The 26,849-nt window shown below is 39.2% G+C and carries 28 protein-coding genes; 18 read left to right on the forward strand and 10 right to left on the reverse strand.

What is annotated here, in order from left to right; all coding sequences use genetic code 11:
• The first annotated feature begins 27 nt into the window (after window positions 1-27).
• The 6 genes from AC559H_RS18260 (at window position 28) to AC559H_RS18285 (ending at window position 7,241) form a co-directional block, all read left to right on the forward strand.
• The gene (locus tag AC559H_RS18260; RefSeq protein ID WP_026795357.1) at window positions 28-2,037 is read left to right on the forward strand and encodes an ABC transporter ATP-binding protein; all 2,010 of its coding nucleotides are present in this window, start codon (window positions 28-30) and stop codon (window positions 2,035-2,037) included.
• A 32-nt stretch (window positions 2,038-2,069) separates the two neighbouring features.
• Window positions 2,070-3,278, forward strand: coding sequence for a glycosyltransferase (locus AC559H_RS18265; RefSeq protein ID WP_036831162.1), 1,209 nt, complete (start codon window positions 2,070-2,072; stop codon window positions 3,276-3,278).
• Window positions 3,279-3,297: 19 nt separating this feature from the next.
• Entirely contained in the window at window positions 3,298-4,263 is a 966-nt protein-coding gene (locus AC559H_RS18270; protein ID WP_026788125.1) for a glycosyltransferase family 10 domain-containing protein, read from the forward strand.
• Between the two features lie 63 nt (window positions 4,264-4,326).
• Window positions 4,327-5,298, forward strand: coding sequence for an Npun_R2821/Npun_R2822 family protein (locus AC559H_RS18275; protein ID WP_026795355.1), 972 nt, complete (start codon window positions 4,327-4,329; stop codon window positions 5,296-5,298).
• 9 nt (window positions 5,299-5,307) lie between these two features.
• A complete protein-coding gene (locus AC559H_RS18280) occupies window positions 5,308-6,201 on the forward strand; it encodes an Npun_R2821/Npun_R2822 family protein (protein WP_026788123.1) in 894 nt (297 codons plus the stop codon).
• A gap of 17 nt (window positions 6,202-6,218) precedes the next feature.
• The gene (locus AC559H_RS18285; RefSeq protein WP_026788122.1) at window positions 6,219-7,241 is read left to right on the forward strand and encodes an Npun_R2821/Npun_R2822 family protein; all 1,023 of its coding nucleotides are present in this window, start codon (window positions 6,219-6,221) and stop codon (window positions 7,239-7,241) included.
• 101 nt (window positions 7,242-7,342) lie between these two features.
• Here the strand turns inward: AC559H_RS18285 and AC559H_RS18290 are convergent, their stop codons facing one another.
• The 5 genes from AC559H_RS18290 to clpP form a co-directional block, all read right to left on the reverse strand.
• Entirely contained in the window at window positions 7,343-7,981 is a 639-nt protein-coding gene (locus tag AC559H_RS18290) for a YqiA/YcfP family alpha/beta fold hydrolase (RefSeq protein WP_026795354.1), read from the reverse strand.
• A 52-nt stretch (window positions 7,982-8,033) separates the two neighbouring features.
• Window positions 8,034-8,501, reverse strand: coding sequence for a Spy/CpxP family protein refolding chaperone (locus tag AC559H_RS18295; RefSeq protein ID WP_026788121.1), 468 nt, complete (start codon window positions 8,499-8,501; stop codon window positions 8,034-8,036).
• 106 nt (window positions 8,502-8,607) lie between these two features.
• The gene (locus tag AC559H_RS18300) at window positions 8,608-9,957 is read right to left on the reverse strand and encodes a GH39 family glycosyl hydrolase (RefSeq protein ID WP_036831167.1); all 1,350 of its coding nucleotides are present in this window, start codon (window positions 9,955-9,957) and stop codon (window positions 8,608-8,610) included.
• Between the two features lie 73 nt (window positions 9,958-10,030).
• Window positions 10,031-11,380 carry an ATP-dependent protease ATP-binding subunit ClpX gene (clpX, locus tag AC559H_RS18305; RefSeq protein ID WP_026795352.1) on the reverse strand — a complete coding sequence of 450 codons (1,350 nt, stop codon included), beginning with the start codon at window positions 11,378-11,380 and terminating at the stop codon, window positions 10,031-10,033.
• A 12-nt stretch (window positions 11,381-11,392) separates the two neighbouring features.
• Window positions 11,393-12,103, reverse strand: a complete 711-nt coding sequence (clpP, locus tag AC559H_RS18310; protein ID WP_026795351.1) for an ATP-dependent Clp endopeptidase proteolytic subunit ClpP — start codon at window positions 12,101-12,103, stop codon at window positions 11,393-11,395.
• 368 nt (window positions 12,104-12,471) lie between these two features.
• Here clpP and AC559H_RS18315 point away from each other — a divergent pair, with 368 nt between their 5' ends.
• The 6 genes from AC559H_RS18315 (at window position 12,472) to AC559H_RS18340 (ending at window position 18,585) form a co-directional block, all read left to right on the forward strand.
• The gene (locus AC559H_RS18315; RefSeq protein WP_026795350.1) at window positions 12,472-12,978 is read left to right on the forward strand and encodes an Hsp20/alpha crystallin family protein; all 507 of its coding nucleotides are present in this window, start codon (window positions 12,472-12,474) and stop codon (window positions 12,976-12,978) included.
• A gap of 148 nt (window positions 12,979-13,126) precedes the next feature.
• Entirely contained in the window at window positions 13,127-13,453 is a 327-nt protein-coding gene (locus AC559H_RS18320; RefSeq protein ID WP_026795349.1) for a circadian clock KaiB family protein, read from the forward strand.
• A 26-nt stretch (window positions 13,454-13,479) separates the two neighbouring features.
• Entirely contained in the window at window positions 13,480-13,803 is a 324-nt protein-coding gene (locus AC559H_RS18325) for a circadian clock KaiB family protein (RefSeq protein ID WP_026788117.1), read from the forward strand.
• 32 nt (window positions 13,804-13,835) lie between these two features.
• The gene (locus AC559H_RS18330; RefSeq protein ID WP_051319447.1) at window positions 13,836-17,402 is read left to right on the forward strand and encodes a PAS domain S-box protein; all 3,567 of its coding nucleotides are present in this window, start codon (window positions 13,836-13,838) and stop codon (window positions 17,400-17,402) included.
• A gap of 213 nt (window positions 17,403-17,615) precedes the next feature.
• Window positions 17,616-17,762 carry a hypothetical protein gene (locus tag AC559H_RS18335; RefSeq protein ID WP_155806318.1) on the forward strand — a complete coding sequence of 49 codons (147 nt, stop codon included), beginning with the start codon at window positions 17,616-17,618 and terminating at the stop codon, window positions 17,760-17,762.
• A gap of 109 nt (window positions 17,763-17,871) precedes the next feature.
• Window positions 17,872-18,585 carry a phosphorylase family protein gene (locus AC559H_RS18340; RefSeq protein WP_026795348.1) on the forward strand — a complete coding sequence of 238 codons (714 nt, stop codon included), beginning with the start codon at window positions 17,872-17,874 and terminating at the stop codon, window positions 18,583-18,585.
• On the opposite strand, the gene AC559H_RS18345 is transcribed toward AC559H_RS18340, so the two are convergent.
• The 4 genes from AC559H_RS18345 to cysC all read right to left on the reverse strand — a co-directional run bounded on the left by AC559H_RS18345 (window position 18,568) and on the right by cysC (window position 20,997).
• The gene (locus tag AC559H_RS18345) at window positions 18,568-18,861 is read right to left on the reverse strand and encodes a DUF2288 domain-containing protein (protein WP_026795347.1); all 294 of its coding nucleotides are present in this window, start codon (window positions 18,859-18,861) and stop codon (window positions 18,568-18,570) included. The two genes, AC559H_RS18340 and AC559H_RS18345, sit on opposite strands and share 18 nt — an antisense overlap.
• Before the next feature lie 37 nt (window positions 18,862-18,898).
• Window positions 18,899-19,465, reverse strand: a complete 567-nt coding sequence (locus AC559H_RS18350; protein ID WP_081692377.1) for a lysophospholipid acyltransferase family protein — start codon at window positions 19,463-19,465, stop codon at window positions 18,899-18,901.
• A gap of 136 nt (window positions 19,466-19,601) precedes the next feature.
• Window positions 19,602-20,405: a DsbA family protein gene (locus AC559H_RS18355; protein WP_026795345.1), complete on the reverse strand. Its 804-nt coding sequence runs from the start codon at window positions 20,403-20,405 to the stop codon at window positions 19,602-19,604.
• A 55-nt stretch (window positions 20,406-20,460) separates the two neighbouring features.
• A complete protein-coding gene (gene cysC / locus AC559H_RS18360; protein ID WP_026795344.1) occupies window positions 20,461-20,997 on the reverse strand; it encodes an adenylyl-sulfate kinase in 537 nt (178 codons plus the stop codon).
• Between the two features lie 268 nt (window positions 20,998-21,265).
• On the opposite strand from cysC, the gene AC559H_RS18365 reads away from it, so the two are divergent.
• The 6 genes from AC559H_RS18365 to AC559H_RS18390 all read left to right on the forward strand — a co-directional run bounded on the left by AC559H_RS18365 (window position 21,266) and on the right by AC559H_RS18390 (window position 25,715).
• Window positions 21,266-22,747, forward strand: a complete 1,482-nt coding sequence (locus AC559H_RS18365) for an ABC transporter substrate-binding protein/permease (RefSeq protein WP_237746371.1) — start codon at window positions 21,266-21,268, stop codon at window positions 22,745-22,747.
• On the forward strand, window positions 22,713-23,474 hold the full coding sequence (locus AC559H_RS18370; RefSeq protein ID WP_026795342.1) for an amino acid ABC transporter ATP-binding protein: 762 nt from the start codon (window positions 22,713-22,715) through the stop codon (window positions 23,472-23,474). The genes AC559H_RS18365 and AC559H_RS18370 overlap by 35 nt, the downstream gene beginning before the upstream one ends.
• Before the next feature lie 295 nt (window positions 23,475-23,769).
• Window positions 23,770-23,988 (forward strand): hypothetical protein, encoded by a 219-nt coding sequence (locus AC559H_RS18375; protein WP_026788109.1) that lies wholly within the window; start codon window positions 23,770-23,772, stop codon window positions 23,986-23,988.
• A gap of 109 nt (window positions 23,989-24,097) precedes the next feature.
• The gene (locus AC559H_RS18380; protein ID WP_026795341.1) at window positions 24,098-24,658 is read left to right on the forward strand and encodes a Uma2 family endonuclease; all 561 of its coding nucleotides are present in this window, start codon (window positions 24,098-24,100) and stop codon (window positions 24,656-24,658) included.
• A gap of 74 nt (window positions 24,659-24,732) precedes the next feature.
• Entirely contained in the window at window positions 24,733-25,113 is a 381-nt protein-coding gene (locus AC559H_RS18385) for a DUF1823 family protein (RefSeq protein ID WP_036831172.1), read from the forward strand.
• Window positions 25,110-25,715, forward strand: coding sequence for a hypothetical protein (locus AC559H_RS18390; protein ID WP_051319448.1), 606 nt, complete (start codon window positions 25,110-25,112; stop codon window positions 25,713-25,715). Before AC559H_RS18385 ends, AC559H_RS18390 begins: the two co-directional genes overlap by 4 nt.
• Before the next feature lie 102 nt (window positions 25,716-25,817).
• Here AC559H_RS18390 and AC559H_RS18395 read toward each other — a convergent pair whose 3' ends face one another.
• Complete coding sequence (locus AC559H_RS18395; RefSeq protein ID WP_051319449.1) at window positions 25,818-26,834, reverse strand: HEAT repeat domain-containing protein; 1,017 nt, start codon at window positions 26,832-26,834, stop codon at window positions 25,818-25,820.
• Between the last annotated feature and the right edge of the window lie 15 nt (window positions 26,835-26,849).

Below are 26,849 nucleotides of genomic sequence, written 5' to 3' on the forward strand. Positions count from 1 at the left end.
TCATGCAATAAATTATTAAACGTTAGTATGATTAATCAAAACTATTTAGTCAAATATGCACGGCAATATCCAATTAGGATTATCTTTACAATTGTGTTGGGTTTCTCTGGAGCAATTTTTAGTGGGGTCAGTACTACTCTAATTGTTCCTGTTGTCTTAAATTTACTAGGCCAAGAAATGGAAATGAAGGGTGCTCCGCCCTTAATCCAAAAGATATTAGTACCCTTTGGTGATGTTCCAGAAGTCTATCGCTTGGGATTAATGGCAGGAGCAATTTTATTGGCGTTAGTTTTAAAAAATTTAACAACCTATTGGAGCAGCTTAGTTTCCAGTTCTCTCGGTCGCGCCTTAACCTGTGACATGAGAGAAGCCGGATTAAAGTTAATGTTAGATGTGGATTTAGATTTCTATGCAAAAACAAAAGTTGGGGATTTAATTAACCAATTAGGAGGAGAAATTAGCCGGGCTTCTAGTGCTATTGGTATTTATACGGGAATGTTTACCACATCCATTACCATTTTTGTCTTTGTGATCATTCTCCTATCTATTTCTTGGCAACTGACATTGGCAACAGGCGTCTTGCTGTTTATCGTCACTTTATTAAATCAATATATTATTTCTAAATCTAGACTATCAGGAAATTTACTGTCAAAAATATCTCGAAATTATTCCATTAAGCAGATGGAAGTCCTGAATGGAATTCGCTTAGTCAAAGCCACTGCTAATGAAAAATCCGAATATGAGCAGCTTAAACATTTAATTCGAGAACGAGAAAAGGCAGATTATAAAGCTCAAATGGCAACCGCCGCGATTGCACCAATCAATGAAGTGGTGAATATGCTGGTGCTATTAGTGCTGATTATGATCGGAAAATTCTTTTTATCCCAAGATCAAATCACAGCATTATCCACTATTTTACTCACCTATCTATTTATCTTATTCCGCACCTTACCCCTGATTTCTCAGTTGAATAATGCTCGTAGTAACTTAGCTCAAAGGATAGCAGCAATCAATATTATTGGCGAGTTTTTAAGACGGGATAATAAACCAATTATGAAGTCCGGTTCCATGCCGTTTACAGGACTTCAAGAAGGGATTCATTTTGATCACATTTCTTTTTCCTATCCCGGTCATGACAAACTTGCCCTTCAGGATATCGATTTATATGTTCCGTGTGGGACAACGTTAGCATTAGTAGGAGGTTCCGGGGCGGGAAAGTCTACTTTAGCAGATCTTCTGCCTCGGTTTTATGATCCAATTCAAGGTTGTATTCAACTCGATGGTCGTGATTTACGCGACTTTGATCTCAACAGTCTCAGACAATTAATGGGAATTGTTAGTCAAGATACCTTCCTATTTAATGCCTCTGTTCGAGATAATATAGCTTATGCCAGACCCAATGCCACGGATGAAGAGATTCTTTTTGCCGCTAAACAAGCTAATGCTGAGGAATTTATTGCTAAGTTACCTCAAGGGTTTTTAACCGCCATCGGCGATCGCGGCGTGTTACTATCAGGTGGCCAACGTCAACGCATTTCAATTGCCAGGGCGATCTTACAAAACCCTGATATTCTGATTTTAGATGAGGCTACCAGTGCCTTAGATACAGTTTCAGAACGTTTAGTTCAAGAAGCTATTGAAAAACTCAGTCGTGATCGCACAACAGTTGTTATTGCCCACCGTTTATCTACGATTCAAAAAGCAGATCAAATTGCCGTTTTAGACCAAGGGTGTGTAGCGGAGGTGGGAACCCATGATCAACTGCTGGCCAAAGGCGAAAAATATGCTCAACTATACACCCTACAATTTGCCGATGAAGCAGCACGAGATCGAGCCATTATTCGCAGTTCCTATGATGTCCGTAGTCGTCTCAACCCTATGATGGGTTTTTTGCAGTTACTGGCAGATGATTTAATCGATGATCTTGAAGAACGGCAAGAACTTCTCAATGAGTCCTATCATTCGGCAACTTATATCCTCGATAGCCTAGAATTTATTGAACAAAGTGTAAAAATTCGCTTGAATAACAAAACCTAACGCTACAATATACACTCAGAGGTATAAATTTTATGTCACTCCCTAAATATTATATTTTTTACACTCGGAATGTTTTGCCACAAACAAATGTAGCTAGTTTGGTACAGGTTGTTAATTCTGCCAATGCAGCCGCTAACTTAGGCTACTCAACGGTCTTAGTTTATCTTCAGAAAGCAATAACTTCTTTTAATCCCCAGAAATTGTTGCATCCATTTTCACCCCAAACACCAGAACCAGAACTCGTCCAAGCTTATAATGTCCAAAATAAATTAAAAGTGGCTCCCCTACCTCGGCCCTGGCCTGTTGATCGCCATTGGGGAGGAAAATGGACTCACTCGAATACAATTATTTCTAAATATTATTTCCCCACCTTTATTAAGCCTGCTGCAAAAATTGTACATACTCGTGATTGGAGCTTTGCCAAATTAGCCATTCGTTCCGGCATTCCCGCCATTTATGAACAGCATCATCATGAACAATGGAAATTTGAACCTGAAATAGTCAATAGTCCTTTATTAACTATTACCGTCACCGTTGCTGATACCGTGAGAGACAGCATGATTAATAATGGAATGCCTCCCGAAAAAGTGATTACCCTCCACAACGGTTGTAATGATTTTTTTCTATTTCGGCAACTTGAAGATGCCCAAAAATGGCGAGAAAAACTTCTACACAATCAGCGACAGTATTTAGTCGTTTATTCGGGGGGATTATATTCTTTTAAAGGTATTGATCTATTGATAGATGTGGCTAAAACCTTACCTAAAATTCAGTTTGTTTTTGCAGGCGGTGATCCATCCCATGTCAAAGATTATCAAACCCAATCGCAAGAAAAACAGGTCGATAACGTTGAATTTTTAGGATTTCTGCCTCAAAATCAACTTGCTAGTTTATTACAAGCCGCCGATATTCTAGCTCATCCCCATCTGTTGACTCAAGCAGCTACCTTTACCTCTCCCCTGAAATTTTTTGATTATTTAGCATCAGGAACCCCCATGGCATCAACAGAAATTCCGCCTCTGATGGAATTTAAGTATGCTAATATCATATCGGGTTGGTGTGAGCCGGATCAGCCCCATTTATTTGCTCAATGTCTTGAGCAAGTTTTGGAAAAATATCCACGCAAACTAGAGGGATATACAGAAAATATAGAATTTGCTCGTCAGTTTTCTTGGGAAAATCGGATTTCTAAAATTTTAGCTCACGTTCCAGAACCGATGCGTCCCACCGTTGCCTTGTAATTAGATTGAGGATAAACTAATGACTGAAAAAATTGTAGGCATGATCACCAGCTATCCAGGGGTAAACCAAAGTGATTGGCTTTGGCAACAAACGCCTCATGATTTTGGCAAGTGGGGCAATATTAGGATTCAAGCGAATCATCCTCAACCGGATTTTCTGTTACTTTATCAATTTGATTTTCGGAAACCTCCTAAAAAATTATCATGGAAAGAACGCTTAAAACAAACCCTCAAACCCCAACCGCCTGAACCGAATATGCAGGAAAAGTTTAGGGGGGTTACTAAAGATCGGATGATTTATTTATTGCGAGAACCCCCCTTAGCAGAAATTGTAGAAATTAATAAAACTAATTATGAAAAAGCGAAACAGTATTGTGGTTATATTTCCGGCCCCGATGATTTAGCTCCAACACCCGATTATATGCCTGCGATTTGGTATCATTCCAACTCCTTTCGAGAGTTAAATGAAATGAATCCCCCGGAAAAAGTGAAATCTTGTAGTTGGATTACATCAGGAATTAATCGCACGGCTAATCATCGGAAACGATTAGATTTTTTGCAAGCGTTACAAGCTCAAAATGGGCAAATCGATTTTTATGGTCGAGGATTACCGACTTGGGTGAAAGCATCGGGAGAATTAAAAAATAAATGGTATGGAATGGCTCCTTATTCTTACAATTTAGCGATTGAAAATTATGCCGATAATGATTGGTATGTTACTGAAAAACTTTGGGATTCTTTACTCGCTTGGTGTCTCCCGATTTATTATGGAGGGCCAGCAGCAGATCGATTATTGCCTCCAGGCAGTTTCTTAAGATTACCGAGTTTAGATGAAAAAGGAATATCCTATATTCAGGAGGTTATTAGCAGTCCTGATGCTTGGTTTGAAGCAAAAGCGGCGATCGCAGAAGCTCGACAGATTATTTTACACAAACTGAATTTATTGAATTGGTTATCTGAGTTTGCTGAGAATTCTAGTCTCTAATTTGCTCAATCTTGAATGCTCGGCTGCACCATCTAAACACGCTATAGAAACAGAGGAGTCAGTATGCAGGGAATTTGTACTCTTGGCAATGATGTAGTTTATGACCAACTGCTGGCGCTACTCAACAGTATTGATGCCATTTTAGGCCCAGAAACACCCGTTTGTGTGTTTCCCTTTGATGATCGATTAGAACGGGTTAAAGCAGAAGTTGAACACCGTCCCAATGTTTTTATTTATGATGATTTAGAATCAATTCAACGGTGGGATGAGTTTATGCTAGAATCTCAACCCCAACGGTTAAACCGTAAATACCGACTGTATGGCGCCCATAGACGGTTTTGTGCGTTTGATGGCCCTTTTGATGAGTTTATTTACATGGATGCAGATACCTTAGTAATGAACTCATTAGATCATGTTTTTGAGAAATTACAACATTATGATTGGATCGTTTATGATTTCCAATTCTTTGATCCAACCAAAGTTTATAACCTTAAATCGCCTAAACTGCTCCAAGTCTTTGACAAAAAACGTATTGATTCTGAAATTTTTTGTTCGGGGTTTTATGGTTCTAAAAAAGGAGTATTCTCGGCTGAAGTGAGAAATCAGTTAATTGGCTATTTACAAGCAGGAGAATCAGAAATCCTCTATGAAGGAGCCGGAGAACAACCTTTAATTAACTACATGGTGATGCGCTCAGGCATTCCCAGTTATAATTTTGCTTATAGCCTACCGGATACTGAAAAGACAGGGTGCAGTGCAACCTCTAAACACTTTCAGGAAAAGGAACATATTCTCTATGATAAAGGGAATCAACTCACCTATTTACATTATATTGGTGTTCAGCCCAATATGATGACCAGGGTTTGTTCAGGAGAAAATTTGGATTTCCCTTATCGAGATTTGTTTTTGTATTATCGCTATTTACATGAACCCGAAAAACGTCCTGTATTTACAACCCCACCCGTATCGCCCTACCCGAATTCTCAACCCAATCTCTTAAAACGAGTTTTAAGAAAATTAAAATTATTAAGTTAAGGAGAAGTTATGAACCGAGGCATTTATATTGTTGCTAATAACCGGGTGATGGAAAATGCGATCGCCCTTCTTAATAGCATTCGCCATTATAACTCAGAGGTTCCCATTTTTCTCATCCCATTTAATGAAGATTACCAAGAAGTGGCAGAAACATTGGGAAAATTACATGGGGTGCAAGTCTTTCCAGATTTAAACTTTCTCGAACAATTAACTCAGAAAATTGGGGAAATTTTTGATCGAGATTTTCTGAAACTTCCCAATAAAATGCGGAAATTAGCCGTTTGGTTTGGGCCCTTAGACGAATTTCTGTATATTGATACCGATATTATCGTTTTTGAGGATATTGTTGCTAACTTAGATTACCTGAAACAATGGGATTTCTTCTGTTGTGATTATCACTTTGTTGGAGAAAAAATCAGCAATATCTTTTCCCCCCTGGTTAAAGAACAAGGTATTTTCAGCGATGAACAAATCGAGGATGTTTTTAACAGTGGATTTTGGGCATCTCGAACTGGAATTTTTACCCTAGAACAACTTTATGATATCCTAAGAGACTGTTCCCAACATCGAGAATATTTTGATTTTAGCCAAGGAGTAACCGATCAGCCCATTTTAAACTATCTGGTTCTTAAACAAATTTCTAAACGGGGAAATTTAGTCAAACCCCCAGAAAATGCACCGGGGAGTTGGGGAGGTTCTAAACATTTTAAAGAAAAAGATCATATCCTTTATGATAATGGCAAACGGCTCAAGTATTTACACTGGGCAGGAACACCCTTAAAACCCGGAGGTTCCTATTGGAATATTTGGGAATACTATCGTTATTTACATGAAGGAAAACCCACTTGGAAAAGAAAACTAACTCGTTTATTTCCCTTCCTGTCCAGTTCCAGTAACTTCTAAATTAAGGATCACAAACGATGACTAACGGTATTTATACATTAGCAAATGATGTTGTTTATGATCAATTAGTGGCTTTATTGAATAGCATTGAAGCGAATGCAGGTCAAGAAATTCCCGTTTGTGTGATTCCTTATGATGATCGTTTAGAGAAAGTTAAAGCTGAAATTTCAACAAGAAAAAACGTAATGTTATTTGAAGATAAGTCTGTAATAGAACGCTGGGAAAATTTCTCAACTCAAGCATGGAAATATCATAAAAGAGCACAAAAGGTTTGGAAAGAAAGAGGTTTCCCCCCAGTGTATCGTCTGGCAATGCACCGCAAACTTTGCGGAATTGATGGCCCTTTTGATAAATTTATCTATTTTGATGCAGATACTTTGTTAATGGGTTCTTTGACTCTGATTTATGATAAATTGAATGATTATGATTGGGTTACCTATGATTTTCAATACAAGTCAGATCTCAAATATATTTTTGATCAGCCTTTAGAACAATTAGTCAAAGTTTTTCCAGGGGAAGAACTAAAATCTAATATTTTTTGCGCGGGTTGGTTTGCATCCAAAAAAGGGGTTTTTTTGGATGTACAATTGGAGCAACTATTAGAGGGTTTAAAATCAGGTGAGGCAGATGTTATGGCTTTATTTGGGCCGGATCAATCCCTTTTTAATTATATGGTTCTTCGTAGTAAAATTCCCTATTATAATTTTGCTTATCATCATGTTGAACACGCAACGGGAAATCATTGGTCTTCTCAATTTGAGGACATTGATCACGTTCTTTATGATCACGGCAAAAGGCTGACCTATCTACATTATATGAGTATTCCCTCTAGCAAATTTACCGAGCTTTGTCAAGGTTATGATGTGGATATTGCCTATAAAAATTTGTTTTTATACTATCGTTATTTAAACTTTCCTGAGCAACGTCCTCAGAAGTTTATTCGTCCTAGTGGGATGAGTGAAACTTTAACAAAAGTCAAGCAATTCATCCAACAAAAATTCACAAATATGAAAGTCAAAATTCAAAAAATCAAACATTAACTAAGCTGATCTTCATCTCAATTACATAACGACAAATCCCTGATAGATACCCCACACCTGACACATTGCTTCATAATACAGTTTAAATGCTTAACAGCTTATCAACCTAAAAAATCCCTAATTTCTTGCCAAATTACATCTAAAACATTCTCTAAGCCATGATCACTATTCAGTTCAATTAATCTTACCCAAGGTCTGGTTTTTAAATAGTTTTGGCTGGCTTGAATCGGGATAACTTCGTCATTAATTCCATGTAAAATTAATGTAGGAATCTGACGCTGTAACTGTTCATCGGGGTATTGAGCTAAATCTTCTAAAAAATCATAATGCAAGGGTAAATTCTGTTTTTCAGCATAATGATAAATAGATAAATACCCTTGAGTTTTCCATAGATTTAATTTTTCTGCTCCTAACTTGGGAAACCACTCTGATAAAAAATTAAACGCAGGAGCCAGTAAAATTAACCGTTTAACCGATAAATTTTGTTCGGCAAATCTAGCCGCCGTTAAACCACCAAAACTTGAACCAATCACCACAATATCAGAAGTATCCGGGGATAATTCTGTGGGAATTTGTTGGAGTTGTCGAGTTAAAGTTAAATGGGAAAAATCTCCTTGGTTCAAATCAGGAATGTTTAAATTAATTGATAAAGATGCAAAGCGATCGCGCAAATACTCTGCCTTTTTAGAAGCAGGACTAGAAGCAAAACCATGTAAGTAAAGATAAGTTTTTGTTCCCATATCCTGCTATGATTAATTCGGTGATTTGAACCGATAGGAAAGTTAAAAAAAATTAGCGATCGCGACGAGGACTTTGACGACGTTCTTGCATCAAATTAGCCAGTTGAGTGCGTTGTTCTGCGGTTAAAATTTCTCGCGTTTTTAACATTATATTAAACTGAATGTCTCCCATCTGTTGTTTTAATGCCATAAACTGATTATGTTTTAGGCGAAGTTCGCTTTCGGGAGCATTTTTAGCCATTAACTCATTTAATTCTTGCTGAAGTTGACGCATTTGTTGTTGTTGTTGGCGGATTTGTCCCTGATATTCCTGGCGAATTGCTTGAATTTTCTGTTGTTGTTCCGGGGTCAAATTCAGTGAACTGAACATTCTGTCTGAACGGCCATTCATTTGCGGTTGATTCGGTTCACCTTGGGCAATAGATTCAGCCATAACCGGAGTTGAACTAGCGAACATAGCAACCATTGAAAGCCCAAAAATTGCCACAACAGCACGGGAAGTTTGATTACGGAGCCACATAATATTACCTAGTAAACAGTTATCTTTGATTTTAAGCCCTTCTTTAATTATTGACTAACTTATCGCCAAAAAGTTCGATTTTAAGCCTTAGATTGCTTAATAAACCTTAGCCAATAGTTAAAATATAGGCTTCATGCAGTTGAATATTAGGAATTGTTAACCGGACTAACTGTTGATTATTTACGGTAATATTCTCCTGTCGGACTGTGACCAATTCCTTGATTACTTGTTCTCCAGAATCAGGGATTTTTTGGACTTTAAAGGTTGAATTTCTAGCAGAATTTGGTAAATTTTTCAGAATTAATGTGACTCCCGCCGTCGGCGCAGAAAAGGCTTGTTCAAAATAACCGAATAGAATTTGAGCCTTTCCTTCTCGATTAGCACGACTAGCTAAGGCAACAATTTTAGGGTTACTAGACTGACTAGCAACCCGGGAATTAAACCCATCTGTGTAGGCCTTATAAACCCACCAGACCGCTCTGGGTAAAGATAAATCCGGGGTAACTAAACCATCTAAACTATTATTAAAACAATTATTAGTTCCACTGCCTTGATTAATTGGTTCCCAACAGGCTCTAGCCGCACCATCGGGCCGTCCTAATTCGGTGTAATACAAAAAGCCTAAATTTTCCGCCGGACGATATTGAGCCGTAGGGCCAATAATTTCATTAACATGAATTTCCTTAATTTTTAGACTTTGGTAATCGGGATTTTGTTGTAAACTCCGACGGGCATTATTAATCCGAGCCGTAATTGAGGTAATATCTTGATCATTAAGTTCATGCCAAGATAAAAAGTTCACTTCTAAATTATTATTCTTGCAATAATTTAAAAAGGCATTCAGAAAATTTTGATCATATTTAGTAATACTCGGGCCACCAATCATTACATTCGGGCCTAATTCCTGACGTAATACTTGATAGGCTCGTTTATAGGTTTCAAAAAACTGTTCTCTTGTTCCTTTCCAAAAGGGCTCTTTTAAGTCAGGTTCGTTCCAAACATCCCATAATATGACTTTATCTTTATGTTGGCGGGCAAGTTGTCGAACGTGTTCTTCCCATTTAGCATAATTATCATAGGGCCAGCCCCTGGGGGAGCCATAGCCCCAAGTATCACTTAAAATCAGTTGAAATCTAGCCCCCAGTCCAATCACTCGCGGATACAAGTCCAGTTGGGATGTCCGCCATAATTTAGGTTCTAAGGGCTTAATAATAGTATCGGGAGGTTGGGTGGCATTTTTACCGTACAAAAAGCCACTAACGGAATTCAAGCCAGTTCTTTGAGCGCCAAAATCAATCGTAATATCGTTTTGTTGTTGTCCTAAAACTTGAAATTGTCCGACCCCTAAAATACTCAATAAGGTGAGCAAACCCACGAAAACAGGGATAAGTTTTTTCAGTTTGAATTGAGATTCTTTGAATCTTAGATGCACCGAATTTAATAGATTTAATGTCATAAATTGATAATTAGTAACTCCTAAACTGATAACTGGTACAGACGCGCCATGGCACGTCTCTACTGATAACTGATTATGCTGATTCGGGTTTGGGTAAGGAAGATGGATGTAATAGTAATTCCGCCGTAGAACGTTTTTCTACCATTTCTCGCGTCACCCGACAGCGTTTGACATCTTTGCGAGAGGGAATTTCATACATGACATCTAACATTAATTCCTCCACAATTCCCCGTAACGCTCGGGCTCCAGTTTTGCGACGATAGGCTTCTTGAGCGATCGCTTTAATTGCATCTTCATCAAATTCTAACTGCACATTATCCATCCGCAATAGTTTTTGATATTGTTTCACTAAAGCATTGCGTGGCTCAGTTAAAATGGCGACCAAGGTAGCTTCATCTAAGGGTTCTAAGACCGCTATCATCGGAATCCGACCAATCAATTCAGGAATTAGACCAAATTTGACCAAATCATCGGGTTCCATGTGTTTGAGGGCATCAACGGTGCGTTTATCTTTCGGTTGAACATCTCCCTGTTGGACAAATCCCATGGACTTTTTGCCCGTCCTCTGCTCCACCAATTTATCTAAGCCGACAAAGGCCCCCCCACAGACAAATAGAATATTACTGGTATCAATTTGAATACAATCCTGATAGGGATGTTTGCGTCCGCCCTGGGGTGGGACATTAGCAATGGTTCCCTCTAACATTTTTAATAAAGCCTGTTGTACTCCTTCCCCCGATACATCCCTGGTAATAGATGGATTTTCACTTTTGCGGGCAATTTTATCAATTTCATCAATATAAACAATTCCCCGTTGCGCTTCTTCCACATCAAAATCGGCAACCTGTAACAACCGCAATAGAATATTTTCCACATCTTCCCCCACATAACCAGCTTCGGTGAGGGTTGTGGCGTCAGCAACAGCAAAGGGAACCTCTAACATTTTAGCTAAGGTTTCCGCCAATAGGGTTTTCCCGCATCCGGTGGGGCCAATTAATAGAATATTAGATTTTTGTAACTCAACATTACTATCTTCAGCCGGACGTCCGGTAGTTTTCGTTTGTAGAAACCCTAACCGTTTGTAATGGTTATAAACCGCAACCGAGAGAACTTTTTTCGCCTCATCTTGGCCAATAACGTGGGAGTCGAGATAGGATTTAATTTCTCTCGGTTTAGGAATTTGATTTAAACCCACTCGTCCCGTCCGTTGTCGCCGTTGGGGAGCTTGGGGGACTTGGGGACGTGGGGACGTTGGGGGGGGTGTGGCCGAACTGCTGTCGAATAACTCCTCATCTAAAATTTCATTACAGAGTTCCACACATTCATCACAGATATAAACACCTGGCCCTGCAATGAGCTTGCGAACTTGCTCCTGGGACTTACCACAGAAAGAACATTTTAGATGGGAGTCGTACTTGGACATAGTTACCTCATCTTAGGTTACAGAAACGGATTCTCCGGGAATCGGAAGATTTTGGGTGCGGTCGATCACCTTATCTATTAGACCATATTCTTTAGCATCTTCCGCAGACATATAGAAGTCCCGTTCGGTATCTTCCTCAATTCGTTCTATTGGTTGACCCGTGTGTTCAGCCAATAACTCATTTAGTACCCGTTTATGATATAGGATTTCTTTGGCTTGGATTTCAATATCAACGGCCTGTCCCTGGGTTCCGCCGAGGGGTTGGTGAATCATAATTCGGGAACTGGGCAAAGACATCCGTTTTCCTGGGGTTCCGGCGGCTAATAAAAAGGCCCCCATACTAGCGGCCATGCCATAACAGATGGTGACCACATCGGGGCGAATTTGCTGCATGGTGTCCAGAATCGCCATACCTGCGGTCACAGAACCCCCCGGAGAATTAATATAGATTTGGATATCTTTTTCCGGGTCTTCGGCTTCTAGGAATAATAGTTGGGCACTCAGGGCATTGGCCACATCATCATCAATCGGAGTTCCTAGAAAAATAATCCGTTCTCTCAACAGACGGGAATAAAGGTCGAAAGCCCGTTCCCCCATCCCCGACTGCTCAATCACAATCGGCACAATATTACTCGGAGAGAAGGTTTCAATCCGGCTATCGCTTGTGACTTCAAAATTGGAATAGTTATCAATTCGGTACCCGGAAGACTGGGAGAAGATCATAAACACCTCATCAAAGAATAGTGGAATCAGAACCGGGGAGGAAACGTAACGATAGGACGGTTCAAAACCCCAAAATCCTAACCCAGACCCACCATTATAAAATAATTTGAGATCAACGGCAATTCCTAATTACCCATTACCCATTACCCATTACCCATTACCCATTACCCATTACCCATTACCCATTACCCATTACCCATTACCCATTACCCATTACCCATTACCCATTACCTGTTCCCTGTTCCCTCTAATCTTAATAAAGCTAACTTCAAAAATTCTTCAAATTTGTTTGCTAAGTTGCAAGAATATCAAATAAAAACCCAGGGCTTTATGCCCAGTTTTTAAACCAACTCAAGCAAGATTAAGCTATGATTTTCGAGAATTTGAACCCTTGGCAATTTCTGAACAATTTGTATCAACGGATGCAAGTTATTAAGGATCAATCCATCTCTAATGATCCCCCCTTAACCATCTGGGTTGCTCAGGAAGGCATCACACCGATTCGGGATGTGCAGATGCAAGAAACCTCAAGTCATATTATTTTAAAAGTCTCTATTCCCAGCCTCAAACCCGAGGATTTGTCAATTCGTGTTACCTCGGAAACTGTGTTTTTATCCGGGGAAAAAATTGAACAGGTAGAAGTGCCAGGGTACTGCGATTTTACCTATCCCTCCCAACAATTTCAATGTCTGATTCCCTTACCTTATTCCGTCCATCCTGAAAACGTAACAGCAGAATTAGATCAAAATCTATTACTGCTGAAATTGCCTAAAGAAAAAACCGTTTCCCCCCGAACTCAGGGAATTATTGTCAGGTGTTCACCGGATTTACAGCGTCTATCTGAAACTTGGGAAGTTAACTATAAAAATTCGTGAATTTTTGTAATTAAACGGTTACCAGTTAATGATCAATGGGGTAAGATATCCACATAAACCTCTGCTACTGTCTGTTACTACTACCGCTAATCAAAAGTTATCTTTCTCTGAAAGTTAATGTCTTGAACCCAGAAAAGCTGCCACGACCATGGATAATCAAAAATACTTGAAACCCAGTGATCCTAAACTCTGGGAATTGCGTTTGTATATTGCTGGACAAACCCCTAAAGCCATCAGAGTATTTATCAACTTGAAAAAAGTTTGTGAACAGTATCTTCAGGGAAAATATCAAATTGAAATTATTGATGTTTTAAATGACCCCCAACTTGCCGAGCAAGATCACATTTTCGCCCTTCCCGCCTTAGTTCGTAAAATTCCTCCCCCCTTAAAACAAATTATTGGAGATTTATCCAGTCCTGAAAAAATTTTGATTGGGTTAGAATTGTGGAAAGGAGGTGGTTGGGAAAATCCTTGATTTAAAATAAGAGGAGAAGTTATTTAATGAAATCCTATTTATCTGCCCCCAAACAGGACTTGCAGCCCCCGGCAAAGCAGGGATATTATTGTTTTCGTCTGTATATCGCTGGAACCAATCTTAAATCAATTCTGGCGCTGAAAACAATCAAATATATTTGTGAAACCTACTTAAAAGGCAATTACGATTTAGAAGTGATTGACGTATATCAACAACCTGAACTCACGGAAGGACAAAAAATTGTTGCTGTCCCGACTTTAATTCGGATTCTTCCCTTACCTTTACAAAGAATCATTGGAGATTTATCTCAAACCGATAAAATTCTGATGGCTTTGAATTTATCCTTTTAAGAAAATGTTATTTTTTAGATGAACGGTTAACTATGGTTGACTTAGAGCAATCAGAAGAACAATTAGAACAGGAAGTTCAAGATCTTCGTTACCAATTAGAAATTGCCAAGGAAACATTACGAGCGATTGGTAATGGAGAAGTTGATGCTTTAGTAATTGCTGGGTTAGAGGGAGAACAGGTTTATACCCTGCAAGGGGCTGATTCTTCCTATCGAATGCTGGTGGAAGAAATGAAAGAGGGTGCCGCTACCATTACCACCGATAGTACATTATTACTCTATTGTAATAAACGATTAGCGTCTTTAGTTAAAACCCCGTTAAAAAATTTAATTGGGACGGATTTTAAAGAATTTATTTCTCCCTCGGATTTAACCTTATTTCAAGCCCTATCTCAGAAGGCAAATTTAGGTTCGGGAAAGGCGGAATTAACCTTAATTGCCCGGGATGGTACGGAAGTTCCGGTTTATCTTTCTATTAATATCCTGAATCAAAAAGGTGTGGAGGTCGGATGTTTAATTATTACCGATTTATCAGAACAAAAACGAGATGAAGATATTGTTGCTCAAGAGCGGTTAACTCGATTACTTTTAGAACAAGCAGCCGAGTCTATTATTGTTTGTGATCATCAGGGAAAAATTATTCGTGCTAGTCAAGAAGCTCAGAGAATTTTAGGGGCAAATTTACTGCTTTCTGATTTCGATGACCTGATTAAACTTGAACTTTTACCGCAACAAAATGGCGGTCATTCCTTGCGAAAAAAGGAGAAAAGTTCTAATTCTATTTTTTCCATTGCCTCCGTGATTAATGGTCATCCCTATAAAGGAAGGGAAGTTCTGTTTATTAGAAAAGATGGAGAAAAAATTAATTTTTTATTAAGTGCTAGTCCTCTATCAAAACCCCATAGTGTTTTTAAAGGCTGTGTGGTGATTCTGACCAATATTACGGAGCGAAAATGGTCAGAGGAATCTTTAAAAAAAATTAATGAAGAACTAGAAATCAAAGTTTCTGAACGAACAGCCGAGTTAGAATCTTTAAATAGTCGGTTAAAACAGGAATTAGTAGAACAAGCCCGAACTCAACAGATTTTACAGGATCAAGCTCAACTTTTAGACTTAGCAAATGATGGCATTATTGCGATTGATTTGAATGATCATATCAACTATTGGAATCAGGGCGCGGAAAAACTTTATGGCTATTCTAAATCAGAAGCATTAGGAAACAATTTAGTTGAATTGCTCAAAATTCCATCTCCTCAAGCCTTAGAAAAAATTAAACAGGAAGTGCTAGAAAAAGGCAACTGGGAAGGAGAATTAATTCAAACCAATCAACAGGGAAATACTGTGATTATTCATAGTAGTTGGTCACTCAAGAAAGATAGCGAAGGAAATCCAATTGCGATTCTAAAAATTAATCGAGATATTACCAAAGCCAAACAAGCGGAACAAGCAATTATAGATTCTGGTTTACGCTTGGCTGGGATTTTAGATATGGCTCAGGATGCGATTATTTCGATTAATGAGCAACAACAAATTACCCTATTTAATCAAGGAGCGGAGAAAATATTTGGTTATACGGCTAATGAAATTTTAAAACGGCCGTTTAGCTTATTGATTTCTGAATTTTCATTTCAAAAAGATTGTCAATATCATCCCGAATTATTACCCGAAAATCGTCTAATTCAAGACATTGGAGAATATCAGGAAGTGACGGGTTATCGTAAAGATGGTACGGAATTTCCGGCGGAAGTTTCTATCTCTCGGTTATCCTTAGAAGCTGGAAAAATTTTAACGGTTTTTATGCGAGATATTAGCGATCGCAAACGGGTTGAAATTTCGATTCAAAAAGCCCAAGAAGACCTAGAAATCAAAGTTCAAGAACGGACAATGCAACTGGCAACTTCCAATGATGAATTAGTCCGAGAAATTGCCGAACGGAAACTCTTAGAAAATGAACTTCATGAAGTTAATGAAGAACTCGAACAACGGGTAGAACAACGAACCAATGAATTAGCTAAAGCCATTAATGACCTCAAAGAAGAAGCGATTGAACGTCAAAAAACCACCCTAGCTCTACAGGAATCAGAAGCCCGATTTCGGGCGGCTATTGATGGCAGTTTAGATGCGTTTTTTCTCTTACAAAGCTATCGAGATACCGAGGGAAAATTAACAAATTTTGTTTTAGTAGATATGAATTCTAAAGCCGAAGAACTACTTTCACAAAACAAAGATAATTTGTTAGGAAAAAAACTAAATGATGTGTTTTATCAAGAGAGCAACTTAGGATATTTTGATCGTTATTTGCGTGCCTTTAGAACTCGAAAAGGCTTTGAGGAAGAATTAGAAGTTTCCAACCCCAATATTAAAGGAAAATGGCTACAAATACAAGTGGTTCCTTTGTCCGATGGAATTGCCCTGACCTGTTGTGATATTACAGAAAGAAAGCAAAGCGAAGAAGCCGCCCAACAAGCCAATCAAAACCTCACACGCTGGGTGAATGATTTGGAACAACGCAACCGTGAAACCATGCTTTTAGGTCAAATGAGTGAATTTTTACAAGCCTGTAATTCTACCGAAGAAGCCTATCAAGTGATGAATGATTTACTCAAGCCTTTTTTCCCAAAAATATCGGGGGGTTTATTTGTGGCTAGAAATTCTAAAAATCTAGTAGAAATGGTGGCGATTTGGGGAGATTTACAGGGAATCAGTGAGGCGGTTTTTTCCCCTCAAGATTGTTGGGCATTGCGCCGGGGGAGATCCCATTTTGTTCCAGCTACAACCAGTAATTTATTGTGTAAACATATCCATCAAAAAAATCATCGTCAATATCAATTAAATTCTAATAATTCCAGTGAAATCATTCCTAAACCCCCTGAAAAAAATAAACTTCCGGCTACTTATCCGGTGATGGTTGAACATCTTTGTGTACCCATGATTGCCCAGGGAGATGCGTTAGGATTATTGTGTTTAGCCTCCGAAGAATCGGGACAAATTTCGGCAGACCAACAACGGTTAGCAACGGCCGTGGCGGAACATATTGCTTTAGCCTTGGCTAACTTGAAATTACGAGAAGCCTTAGAATATCAAAGTATCCGAGATGGTTTGACCGGGTTATATAATCGTCGCTATTTAGAAGAATCCTTAGAACGAGAAATTAACCGCGCTCAACGTCAAAAGTTTGGCTTAGGAATTATTATGATTGATATTGATCATTTTAAAAATTATAACGATACCTTTGGTCATAATGGCGGAGATATTGTCTTGCAACAACTGGGAAATATCTTACAAAAAAATGTCCGGGGGTCAGATATTGCTTGTCGTTATGGGGGTGAAGAATTTACCCTGATTTTACCAGAAATTTCTCTGGAATTTGTGAAAGAAAGAGCAGAACAAATCCGAGTTGAAGTGCAAGAATTAAAGCCCAAACACCGGGATCAAGATTTAGGTCAAATTACCCTTTCTTTAGGTATTTCTATGTTCCCCAACCAAGGTTTAACCGGAGAGTCAATTATGCGGGCGGCGGACACGGCTTTATACCAAGCCAAAGAAGAAGGAAGAAACCGAGTTTGTGTTTTTGGCTCTAATTTTGATCACTATACTTAAGTCCGTTTTCTATTTTAAATGTATAGATTTGTTACAAATTTTCAGGATTTTTCCGATCTTCAAAACTTCTTCAAATTTGTTTTTTATTCTGAAATCATGATCTAAGTGGTACCGATAGAGTCTGCTCCCTATCTCGGAAACCCATCTAATGTTGCTAATTCATACGAGGTTTAATAGATTTATATGCCTATCTGTCCCTGCTGTGCATCGCCAATGCTCCAACATATTCGTAAAGGTCATCTGGTTTGGAGATGTCGCCACTGTTGGCAAGAAATGCCCGACTTTAATGCAACCCAATCTTTGACTCTTAGCTATACCGTATCCTTAGAAAGAAAAATTAAAGAATTAGCCCTAACCTAAAAGGAGTGATAGAATAATAGGCAAATTCTTGGCTAGATTTAACAGAATTAATACCCAAGGCTAAGGGGGGTTTTCTGTTCGGTGGCTAGTCAGATGGTTAGGGTAAGGGATGGCACCATTTAATTTTATTCTTGTTCCTCAAGGTCAAGAATATCGAGCAGTTTTAAAGGGATTGCAACTCGTAGAATCATTAAATATTCAGGTTTTACCAATTCCAATGGGTTCTGAATATTTAACCGTTTATTTAAAAAAATGGCTTAATTTGGAAGCTATTAAAAATCAGTCTTTACAGGTTTTAGTTCTGGGATTATGTGGAAGTTTATCCCCTAATCTTAAGGTTGGAGATGTTGTTGTTTATCAGAATTGTTTATCTGTAACTTCAAAAATTTCTAGTCAAGATCCTGAGAATATTATGGCAATTTCTTGGGATTATGATTTGGCTTTATTCTTACACCAAAAATTAATTTCTTCCCATTTAGTCAGGGGTTTAACTACTGACCGAGTGATTACCACCGCCACCGAAAAACAAAAATTAAGCCAACTTTATCCCGTGGAAGTAGTAGATATGGAAGGATTAATTCTATTAGAATTTTTAACAAAAGCCGGAATTAAAGCCGCCATGGTCAGGGTTGTCAGTGATGACTTCTCTCAAGATTTACCAGATTTAACCCCGGCGATTGATTATCATGGAAGATTAAAAATATTTCCCTTAATTAAAGTGTTATTACAACATCCAGTTAAGGGATTAAAACTGATTAAAAGTGGTTTAAAAAGTCTGGCGATTTTGCAACAACTGACCCAAAAATTACAACTCTTGAATTAAAACAAAAGGTTGCACAATTAGGGCTTTAAATCGTTTTTTGGGCTGATCATTCCATTGTAAAACTTGGTCGGGGGAGGGTTTATGAATTAAAGCTTCACTAATCCAATGTTGGACGGAAAGGGCGTTATCCTGGGCGATCGCTTCCCCTACAGTTAATAAATCCAATTGAGATTCCACAATAATTACAATCTCCCGTTCCAGGTGGGGCGTTAACCAATCCCATTCCGCTTCGTCCAGGTTTTCTGTCAGTTGGGATCTTAAAAATTCAGTTTCCATAAAAAATTTGGGTGTAGAATTAATTACTGATTAAAAGTTAACGTCCGAGATCATGCAAGGCATTAATTTCATCGGTACAATGTTGGGTTAATTTCAATAATTCGTCCCGGTCAGTAGAATCCGGAGGCGGAATTAAATCGCCGACTCGTACCGTAATGGGAACCGGTCGGGGAAAATGGGAACCCCGATTAGTAATTGCATGGGTTCCCCACAAACACACAGGTAATAAGGGAACTTTCGCCTTGGCTGCAATTAAGGCCGCCCCCAATTTGGGCTCCGTAATTCGACCATCAATGGTGCGGGTTCCCTGGAGAAATACCCCCGCAGCCCAACCATTTTCTAATTGTTGTAAGGCTGCTCGAATCGCACTGCGATCGGCGGAACCCCGCTTAACTGGATAGGCTCCATACAGGGAAATCGCCTGTTTTAAGATGGGAACTTCAAATAATTCCTCTTTTGCCATATAGGAAACCGGGCGTCCCATGCAATTCGACAGTAGGACAGGATCAAAATCGCTCCCATGGTTACTCACAACGACTAATGGCCCCGCCAGGGGAACCCGATCCGCACCATAAATCCGACCTCGAAAGTACAGATGCAACATCGGGCTGATCACCGACCACTTGAACAAGTGATACAAAATCAAACTAGAAAGGGGTTCCCGGCTTCTGACAAAGGGTGCAAGTTCTTGATTCACGCGCTTGGTTAAATAGTTTAGGTTGAAAAGTCGAGGTTAGGGGTTACTTTTTCTGGCCTTGGGATGCCTTAACCGTAGCTAAAACTTCTTCGATTTTAGAGAGTTCCACCGCACCGGAGAAGGTTTCGCCATTCATCACAAAAAATGGTGTTCCCGAAATCCCCAAACTTTCCCCTAATTGGATATCCTTCTGAATCGCGGCTTGGGCTTCTGGGCTTTGGCGATCGCGATTGAATTTCTCCACGTCCAGATTTAACTGTTTTGCGATCGCCGGATATAAAGCCTCTCCCAATTGATTCTGTTGTGTAAATAAAGCGTTTTGGTATTCCCAGAATTTGCCCTGCTGTTGAGCCGCCCAGGATGCTTGGGCCGCGGGTAGAGCCTCTGAGTGAATCTGAGTCAGGGGAAAATGCTTATAAACCAGAGTCACCTGATCTTGGTTAGCCTTCATAAACTTCTGAATGGTTTCGTGGGCACGGGCGCAGAAGGGACACTGAAAGTCGGAAAACTCCACCAGGACAATATTTTTAGCATCTGAACCCGTAAAGGGAGAATTCCCGATCACCGCTTTCGGATTAGTTTTGATCTGTTCTAGGAAAGTTTGTCGCGCCTGTTTTAGTTGGCCGTCCTGTTGCTGTTGATAGGCTTGGACGGACTCTAAAATCACTTCTGGATGCTGTCGAATTACTTGCAGGATTTGCTGTTCCAGTTGAGGACTAACTTTAACGGTTTGATCGGACTGGGCGGATTTTGAACAACTCATCAAAGTCACACCAACGATCAAAACTATTGTGATCCATAACCTTGATTGACGATAAAGTTGTTGTCTTGTCCTAGAGATGTTCATAATCCTTTGTTCCCATCGTTTTTTTTATCCTAACAGTTAACCGTCAACTCCTTTCCTAATCGTTGGAGATATAACCTAAATCCGCTAATTTTTTTAAGACTTTAGCAACACTTTCGGATAAATCTTCGTGATCCGTATTACATTCAACATCTGGATTTGTTGGGGCTTCGTAGGGATCATCAATACCTGTAAAGCCTTTAAGTTCACCCGCTCTGGCTCTTTTATACAATCCTTTGACATCTCGACCTTCACAAACTGTTAAGGGCGCATTCACATAAACTTCCACAAAATCCCCAATTTTGCCCCGCACTTCTTCGCGAATTTCTCGATAGGGAGAGATAGCAGAAACCAGGACAATTACCCCATTTCGGGTTAAGAGATTAGCAACAAATCCAATCCGACGGATATTTTCATCCCGATCCGGTTTACTAAATCCTAAACCTTTGGTGAGATTTTCCCGAACAATATCCCCGTCTAAAATCTCTAGTTTACATCCCTTCTCTTGGAATATTTGAGCAACCGCTTGGCTAATGGTGGTTTTTCCCGCACCACTCAAACCCGTAAACCATACTGTTACACCTCGATGCTGCATTCAGGTTTTTTCTCCCGTGATTATTCGTTCAGATATCCAATAGATTATGGTAAGTCGAGATTGCAGCGCGAGTCAACCAAAATCTTAATTCTCGGTTTAGTGGACTTGACATTTAAACAATAATTTGTATTCCCTTGTGAAAACTATCAAATTTGACAGAATTTCTTTGAATAATGTAGTTTAAACAGTAATCAGTATAAAAACGTATAACTCGTTGTTGCGCTTCAGCGCATCCATATCAAAGCGAAAACATCAACCCACAATGATTTTGAAAAAACCCTTCAAATATCTACTATTTTTATTTCTAATTACCTTCGTAATTTGGGGAATTATTACTAGCCATAATCTTCCCATTTCTGCCCAGGAAAAACCATCGGGGACAACCAAAACCCTAATCATGGCAACTTCCCCAGATTATCCGCCCTATCAGTTTAAAGATACGGCAACCAGTGGTGATAAAATTGTAGGTTTTGATGTAGATATTGCCGAATATATTACCCAGCAATTAGGCTACGATCTAAAAATTAATGGCATAGATTTTAATGGCTTAATTCCAGCTTTAACCGCTAAACGAGCAGATTTTGTCATGGCGGGAATGACCCCTACTCCTGAGCGAAAAAAAAATGTAGCTTTTTCTGATATTTATTTTGAAGCTAAAAATACCATTGTTAGTCTTGATCCTAAAGCCTATACTAAACCCGAACAATTAAAAGGCAAAAAAGTTGGTGTCCAACTGGGATCAATTCAGCAGGAAGCCGTTAAAAATTGGTCGGGGGTAACGGCTATTCCTTTAAATAAAACCAGTGATATTATTCAGGAGTTAAAATCAAAACGACTGGATGCGGGGGTTTTAGAAAATACTATTGTTAGGGGATATATTGCAGCAAATCCAGGGTTAGTCTATCACGAAGTTCCCAATACCGAAGCATCAGGATCGGCGATCGCTTTTCCCAAAGGATCACCCTTAGTTGAACCCTTTAATCAGGTGATTCAACAGATGCAAGCCAGTGGTAAAATTGAGGAACTTGCCAAGAAATGGTTTGATCGTCAAGCTACCCTAGAAACCCCAGAAGTTCCCCATGGAAGCGGATTAAAACTCGATTTTAATAAAATTGCTCCCAATATTCCCTATATCTTAGCCGGGATTTTTATTACCTTACAATTTAGTTTGGTTTCGGCTTTCTTTGGATTTCTTTGGGGAACAATTCTCGCCCTATTTAAGATTTCAACAATCAAACCCCTGAATATTTTTTCCCAATGGTATACATCCATTTTTCGAGGCACACCCTTACTGGTACAATTAACCTTAATTTATTTTGCCACGCCCCAACTCACCGGATATGATATTACCGCCTTTCAAGCGGGGATATTAGCCTTTTCCTTGAATTCTGGAGCCTATATTTCCGAAACCATTCGGGCGGGAATTCAAGCCGTTGACAAGGGGCAAAAAGAAGCCTGTGAAGCCTTGGGCATTCAATATCAACTAATGATGGTAGATATTATTTTACCCCAAGCCCTAAGAAACATCCTTCCCGCCTTAGTGAATGAAAGTATTAACCTGTTAAAAGATTCAACCTTAGTATCCGTTATTGGGGTAGAAGATATGTTACGGCGGGCGCAAATTGTCGGGGCGGAAAAGTATATTTACTTTGAACCCTTGATTTTTGTGGCGATTATTTATTATATCATGATTATTACCTTAACTTGGGGGGCAAATGGACTTGAACGCAAACTCAAAAGTAACAGTTGATCCGGCGGTCAAAGTTGACCGTTTATATAAATCCTTTGGCGATTTAAAAGTCTTAAAAGGGATTTCAACCGAGATTCAAAAAGGGCAAGTTGTATCTATTATTGGCCCTTCAGGATGTGGGAAATCCACCTTTTTACGCTGTCTTAATCTTCTGGAAACCCCGACATCTGGGCATATTTTCATTGATGGGATGGAAATTACTGACCCGAAAGCCGAAATTTATAAAATTCGTCAGTCCGTAGGCATGGTCTTTCAACACTTTAATTTATTTCCCCATTTAAGTGTCTTAAAAAATGTGATTTACGCTCCGATAAAAGTCAAGAAAATCTCCGAATCTGCCGCCAAAGATTTAGGGATGGAGTTATTACAAAAAGTCGGCTTGGCAGACAAAGCAGACGTCTATCCTTCCCGACTTTCAGGAGGACAAAAACAACGGGTAGCGATCGCTCGAACCATGGCCATGCAGCCCGATATTTTATTAATGGATGAACCCACCTCCGCCCTTGATCCTGAAATGGTTAAAGAAGTTTTAGAGGTGATGAAAGCCTTAGCAAAAACCGGAATTACGATGGCAATTGTCACCCATGAAATGGGATTTGCCAGGGAAGTTTCTAACCGGATTTTATTCCTAGATAGTGGCTTACTAGCCGAAGATTCTCCCCCAGAACAGTTTTTTAAAAATCCCGAATCTGAACGGGCAAAACAGTTTTTAGAAAAAATGCTATAGCAATTAATTTTAGTGTTGACAACTTCTTTGTGTCTTCGTGTCTTTGTGGTTAAATTAGGCTTGACTTTTGTAAAGATAGCCACAAAAACTACTATATAATTTCAATATCAGCATTTCTTGACCAAAACTGACAAAAATTGTGTAATATTAAATAGTGTTACATTAATTCCTGTCTTCGGTGCATTCTGATTCCTCATCCAACTGAGTTGTCTCAGTTTAAATGATAATCTGTATCACGGATGACAGAATTTTTCTATCAATCAAGTCGATACTATTGTTAAAGAGGTACAGAACTATGGCAAATTCAACCCTTGAGAATAACGCCGCTTCAGCTTCAAATCAGTGGGGTGAAGATTCTCAAATCTGGAAAAGTTTGAAAGTGGCGATCGCATCTAGTTCCGGTTTTCAACGCTGGGAATTAGAACGGGATTTAAACCTAATTGAACCCACCAATAATTTAGATCAATTAGTGAGTTTGTACCTACGCGAAACCCTGGAAACCTTAGCTTATTAAAACGTCGGTGTGAGTTTTTTAATCCATCAACAATTCCCAGAAACTAGGTTTCTCAAGATAGCCTCGAGAAGTCTAGTTTCTAATAATGATCAGATATAAAATGGATACAATGACTCCAGTTATTCAGCCTCAACTGACTTTAGAGGAGTTCCTGAAATTTCCCGAAACTAAACCAGCATCGGAATTTTTCCAAGGAAAAATCATTCAAAAACCCATGCCTCAAGGTGAACATAGTAGATTACAGGGTAAACTTTGTGCCGTTATTAACCAGATAGCTGAAACCTCAAAAATAGCCTATGCTTTTCCAGAGTTACGCTGTACTTTTGGGGGAGTATCTATTGTTCCAGATGTTACCGTATTTAGATGGGAAAGAATTCCTTTATTGCCATCGGGAAGAATTGTTAATCGATTTGAAATTTATCCTGACTGGTCAATTGAAATCCTTTCTCCTGAACAAAGCCAAACTAAAATTTTAGGTAAATTACTCCATTGTTTAAGCCAGGGTACGGAATTAGGTTGGTTAATTGATCCAGAAGCAGAAAGTATTTTAGCCCTATTTCCAGGGCAAAGAATTGAATTATATCAAGGTGAAAAAAAATTGCCTATTTTAGCAGGAATTGAATTAGAATTAACGGCAGAGATGATTTTTAGTTGGTTAAAATTGAGTTAAATTAGGAAAAGCGATCGCCCCAAAAGCAAAATTATGGTTAAATAGAGAATAGCTAAAAGATTCAATTTTTGACTATGACCCCTTCCCTGGAACTTCCCCCATTAAATACCGATACAATTTGGGCGATTATGAATCAAGATATTGATGATGCTACTGTTAATCAATTGGTTTGGTATTATTTGGGATATCGGTATGATCCTGAAACCGATCAATGGGATGGGACAAATGCCGATCCCCATTGGAAAACCGAATATCCCGCACCTCCTGATTTTATCGAAAGTCGTCCCGCAACGGTAAAATTAACTCGTTCTATTCCCGCAGAGAATAAACAATTGCTCAAGGAAGAATTGGGTTTTAAGGGTTATAAAATCGGAGAATTTAACCCCAGAGATACTCGACGCGCCACCATGGCAAGTTGGTTATTATCCCAAATGAAAGAACTAAAATTAATATGAAACTATTAAAATTATTGGGTTTATCTATTTGTTTTACTGGAATTAGTTTGGTTTTAAGTCCGCTTTCCTCGGCTGAACCTACTAACAAAATTGTCGGAAACTGTGGAACAGAATCCTGTAAAACCCTCTGGAAAAAACTACAGTCTAATTTTCCTGAAACCACCCAAGATTATCAAAAGCAATGTTCACCACCTCAAAGATTAGGATTATTAGTTCATTCCAATGAAGATCAAAGTAAAGTTGTTTATTTCACTTGTTGGGAAGCTAAAATAGAGAGAGGAGAACGGCTGGGAATAGCACTCGGAGTTCTTCCTTTTCCTGGTTATGAACAAGAATTTGGCGTAAAAATAGCCAGTGATGACTCAAAAATTCAGGCTATTTTAAAACAAAATAGTCAACAAGTTGAACGCATGAGTTTTAAATGTGCAACCCATGGAGGTGATATTAATATTCTAGTTTCTGAGGACGGGAAAGAAACGGTCACATTGCAATGTTATTTTCAAACTGGGGTTATCTTATTTGACTCTAATAGGGATGGTGTTTTCGATGGTCAATATACTCGCGGTGCGGGTATTGATTTTACAGAAGAATTAAAGCTATAGCGTTAGGGAACAGGGAACAGGCAACAGGCAATTTCGTAATTCGTAATTCGTAATTCGTAATTCGTAATTCGTAATTCGTAATTCGTAATTCGTAATTCGTAATTACCCTAAAGGTTCATCACGACTATTAGTAGAACGCAAACGACTTAATCGATCCGTTGCCCATTTTGCCATTTCTTGAACTTCAGGATCAGGATCATCAATAGCTCGTTGTAAAATTTGACTCATTTGGGTGACTAAATCATAAATTCGGGTTAAATCTCGAATTGCATTTTTTCTGACTTCCGCATTTTCATCTTGAAGGGACAAACTTAACGCTCGGTTTAAGGGTTTTAAGGTGCGAGTTCCAATTTCTGAAAGAGCAGCTAAAACTAAACTGCGCTGATTTGAGTCGGAATTAATTAATAACTCTAATAAGGCTTGAATTGCCCGTGAATCTCCGGCTTGAGCCAGTTCCCAAATAGCATTATTCCTAATATTGGGGTTAGTCTGTTTTAAATCATTAATCCATTGTTCCTGGGGATCGAGTTTAGCCGGATACGGTGCCTCTATTAATGAGGAACTCGCCGGGTATTCTGACCGTGGTGTATCGGTTTTAGAAATTTGTAATGTCGCCTCTGGATGACTATTCACTTCTGAGAACACAGAAGGTTGTCCCGGCTGGATCACGGTGGGGGCGGTTTGGGGCTGTTCCTTGACCGATGGAGAGGGTTCAGGGTGAGATTTAGGCAGGGTTTGCGCCTGAATATCAATAACTTTACCTTCTTCGGGATCGGAGGGACTGATTAGCCGAATTAAGATTAAAATGGCTCCGACCGTGATAATTAAAGCCCCTACTCCAAGAATTAATGTTTTTGAGGGGAGACGGAAACCTGATTTTTTTGGAGGTGGGGGTGTTTTAGCGTCTGGGGTAGGGGGTTTTTCTGGGTTAGTTTGGGCGAGTTGCCAGGATAAATCGGAACTCCCTAACGGGTTGGTGGAGGAGCGATCACTTGTGTGTGTCAGGGGTTCGGTTTTGTTGGCAACCGCGGCCATAGTCCTACTACTGAAGTAGGAAGTTCCACCCCAGGAGGCAATATAGACCAATAGAAATAGGGTCAGGCGATAAAAAGGAGCCATAAGACTCAATAAATT

Source organism: Planktothrix prolifica NIVA-CYA 540 (genome assembly GCF_963864145.1).
Taxonomy (GTDB): domain Bacteria; phylum Cyanobacteriota; class Cyanobacteriia; order Cyanobacteriales; family Microcoleaceae; genus Planktothrix; species Planktothrix agardhii.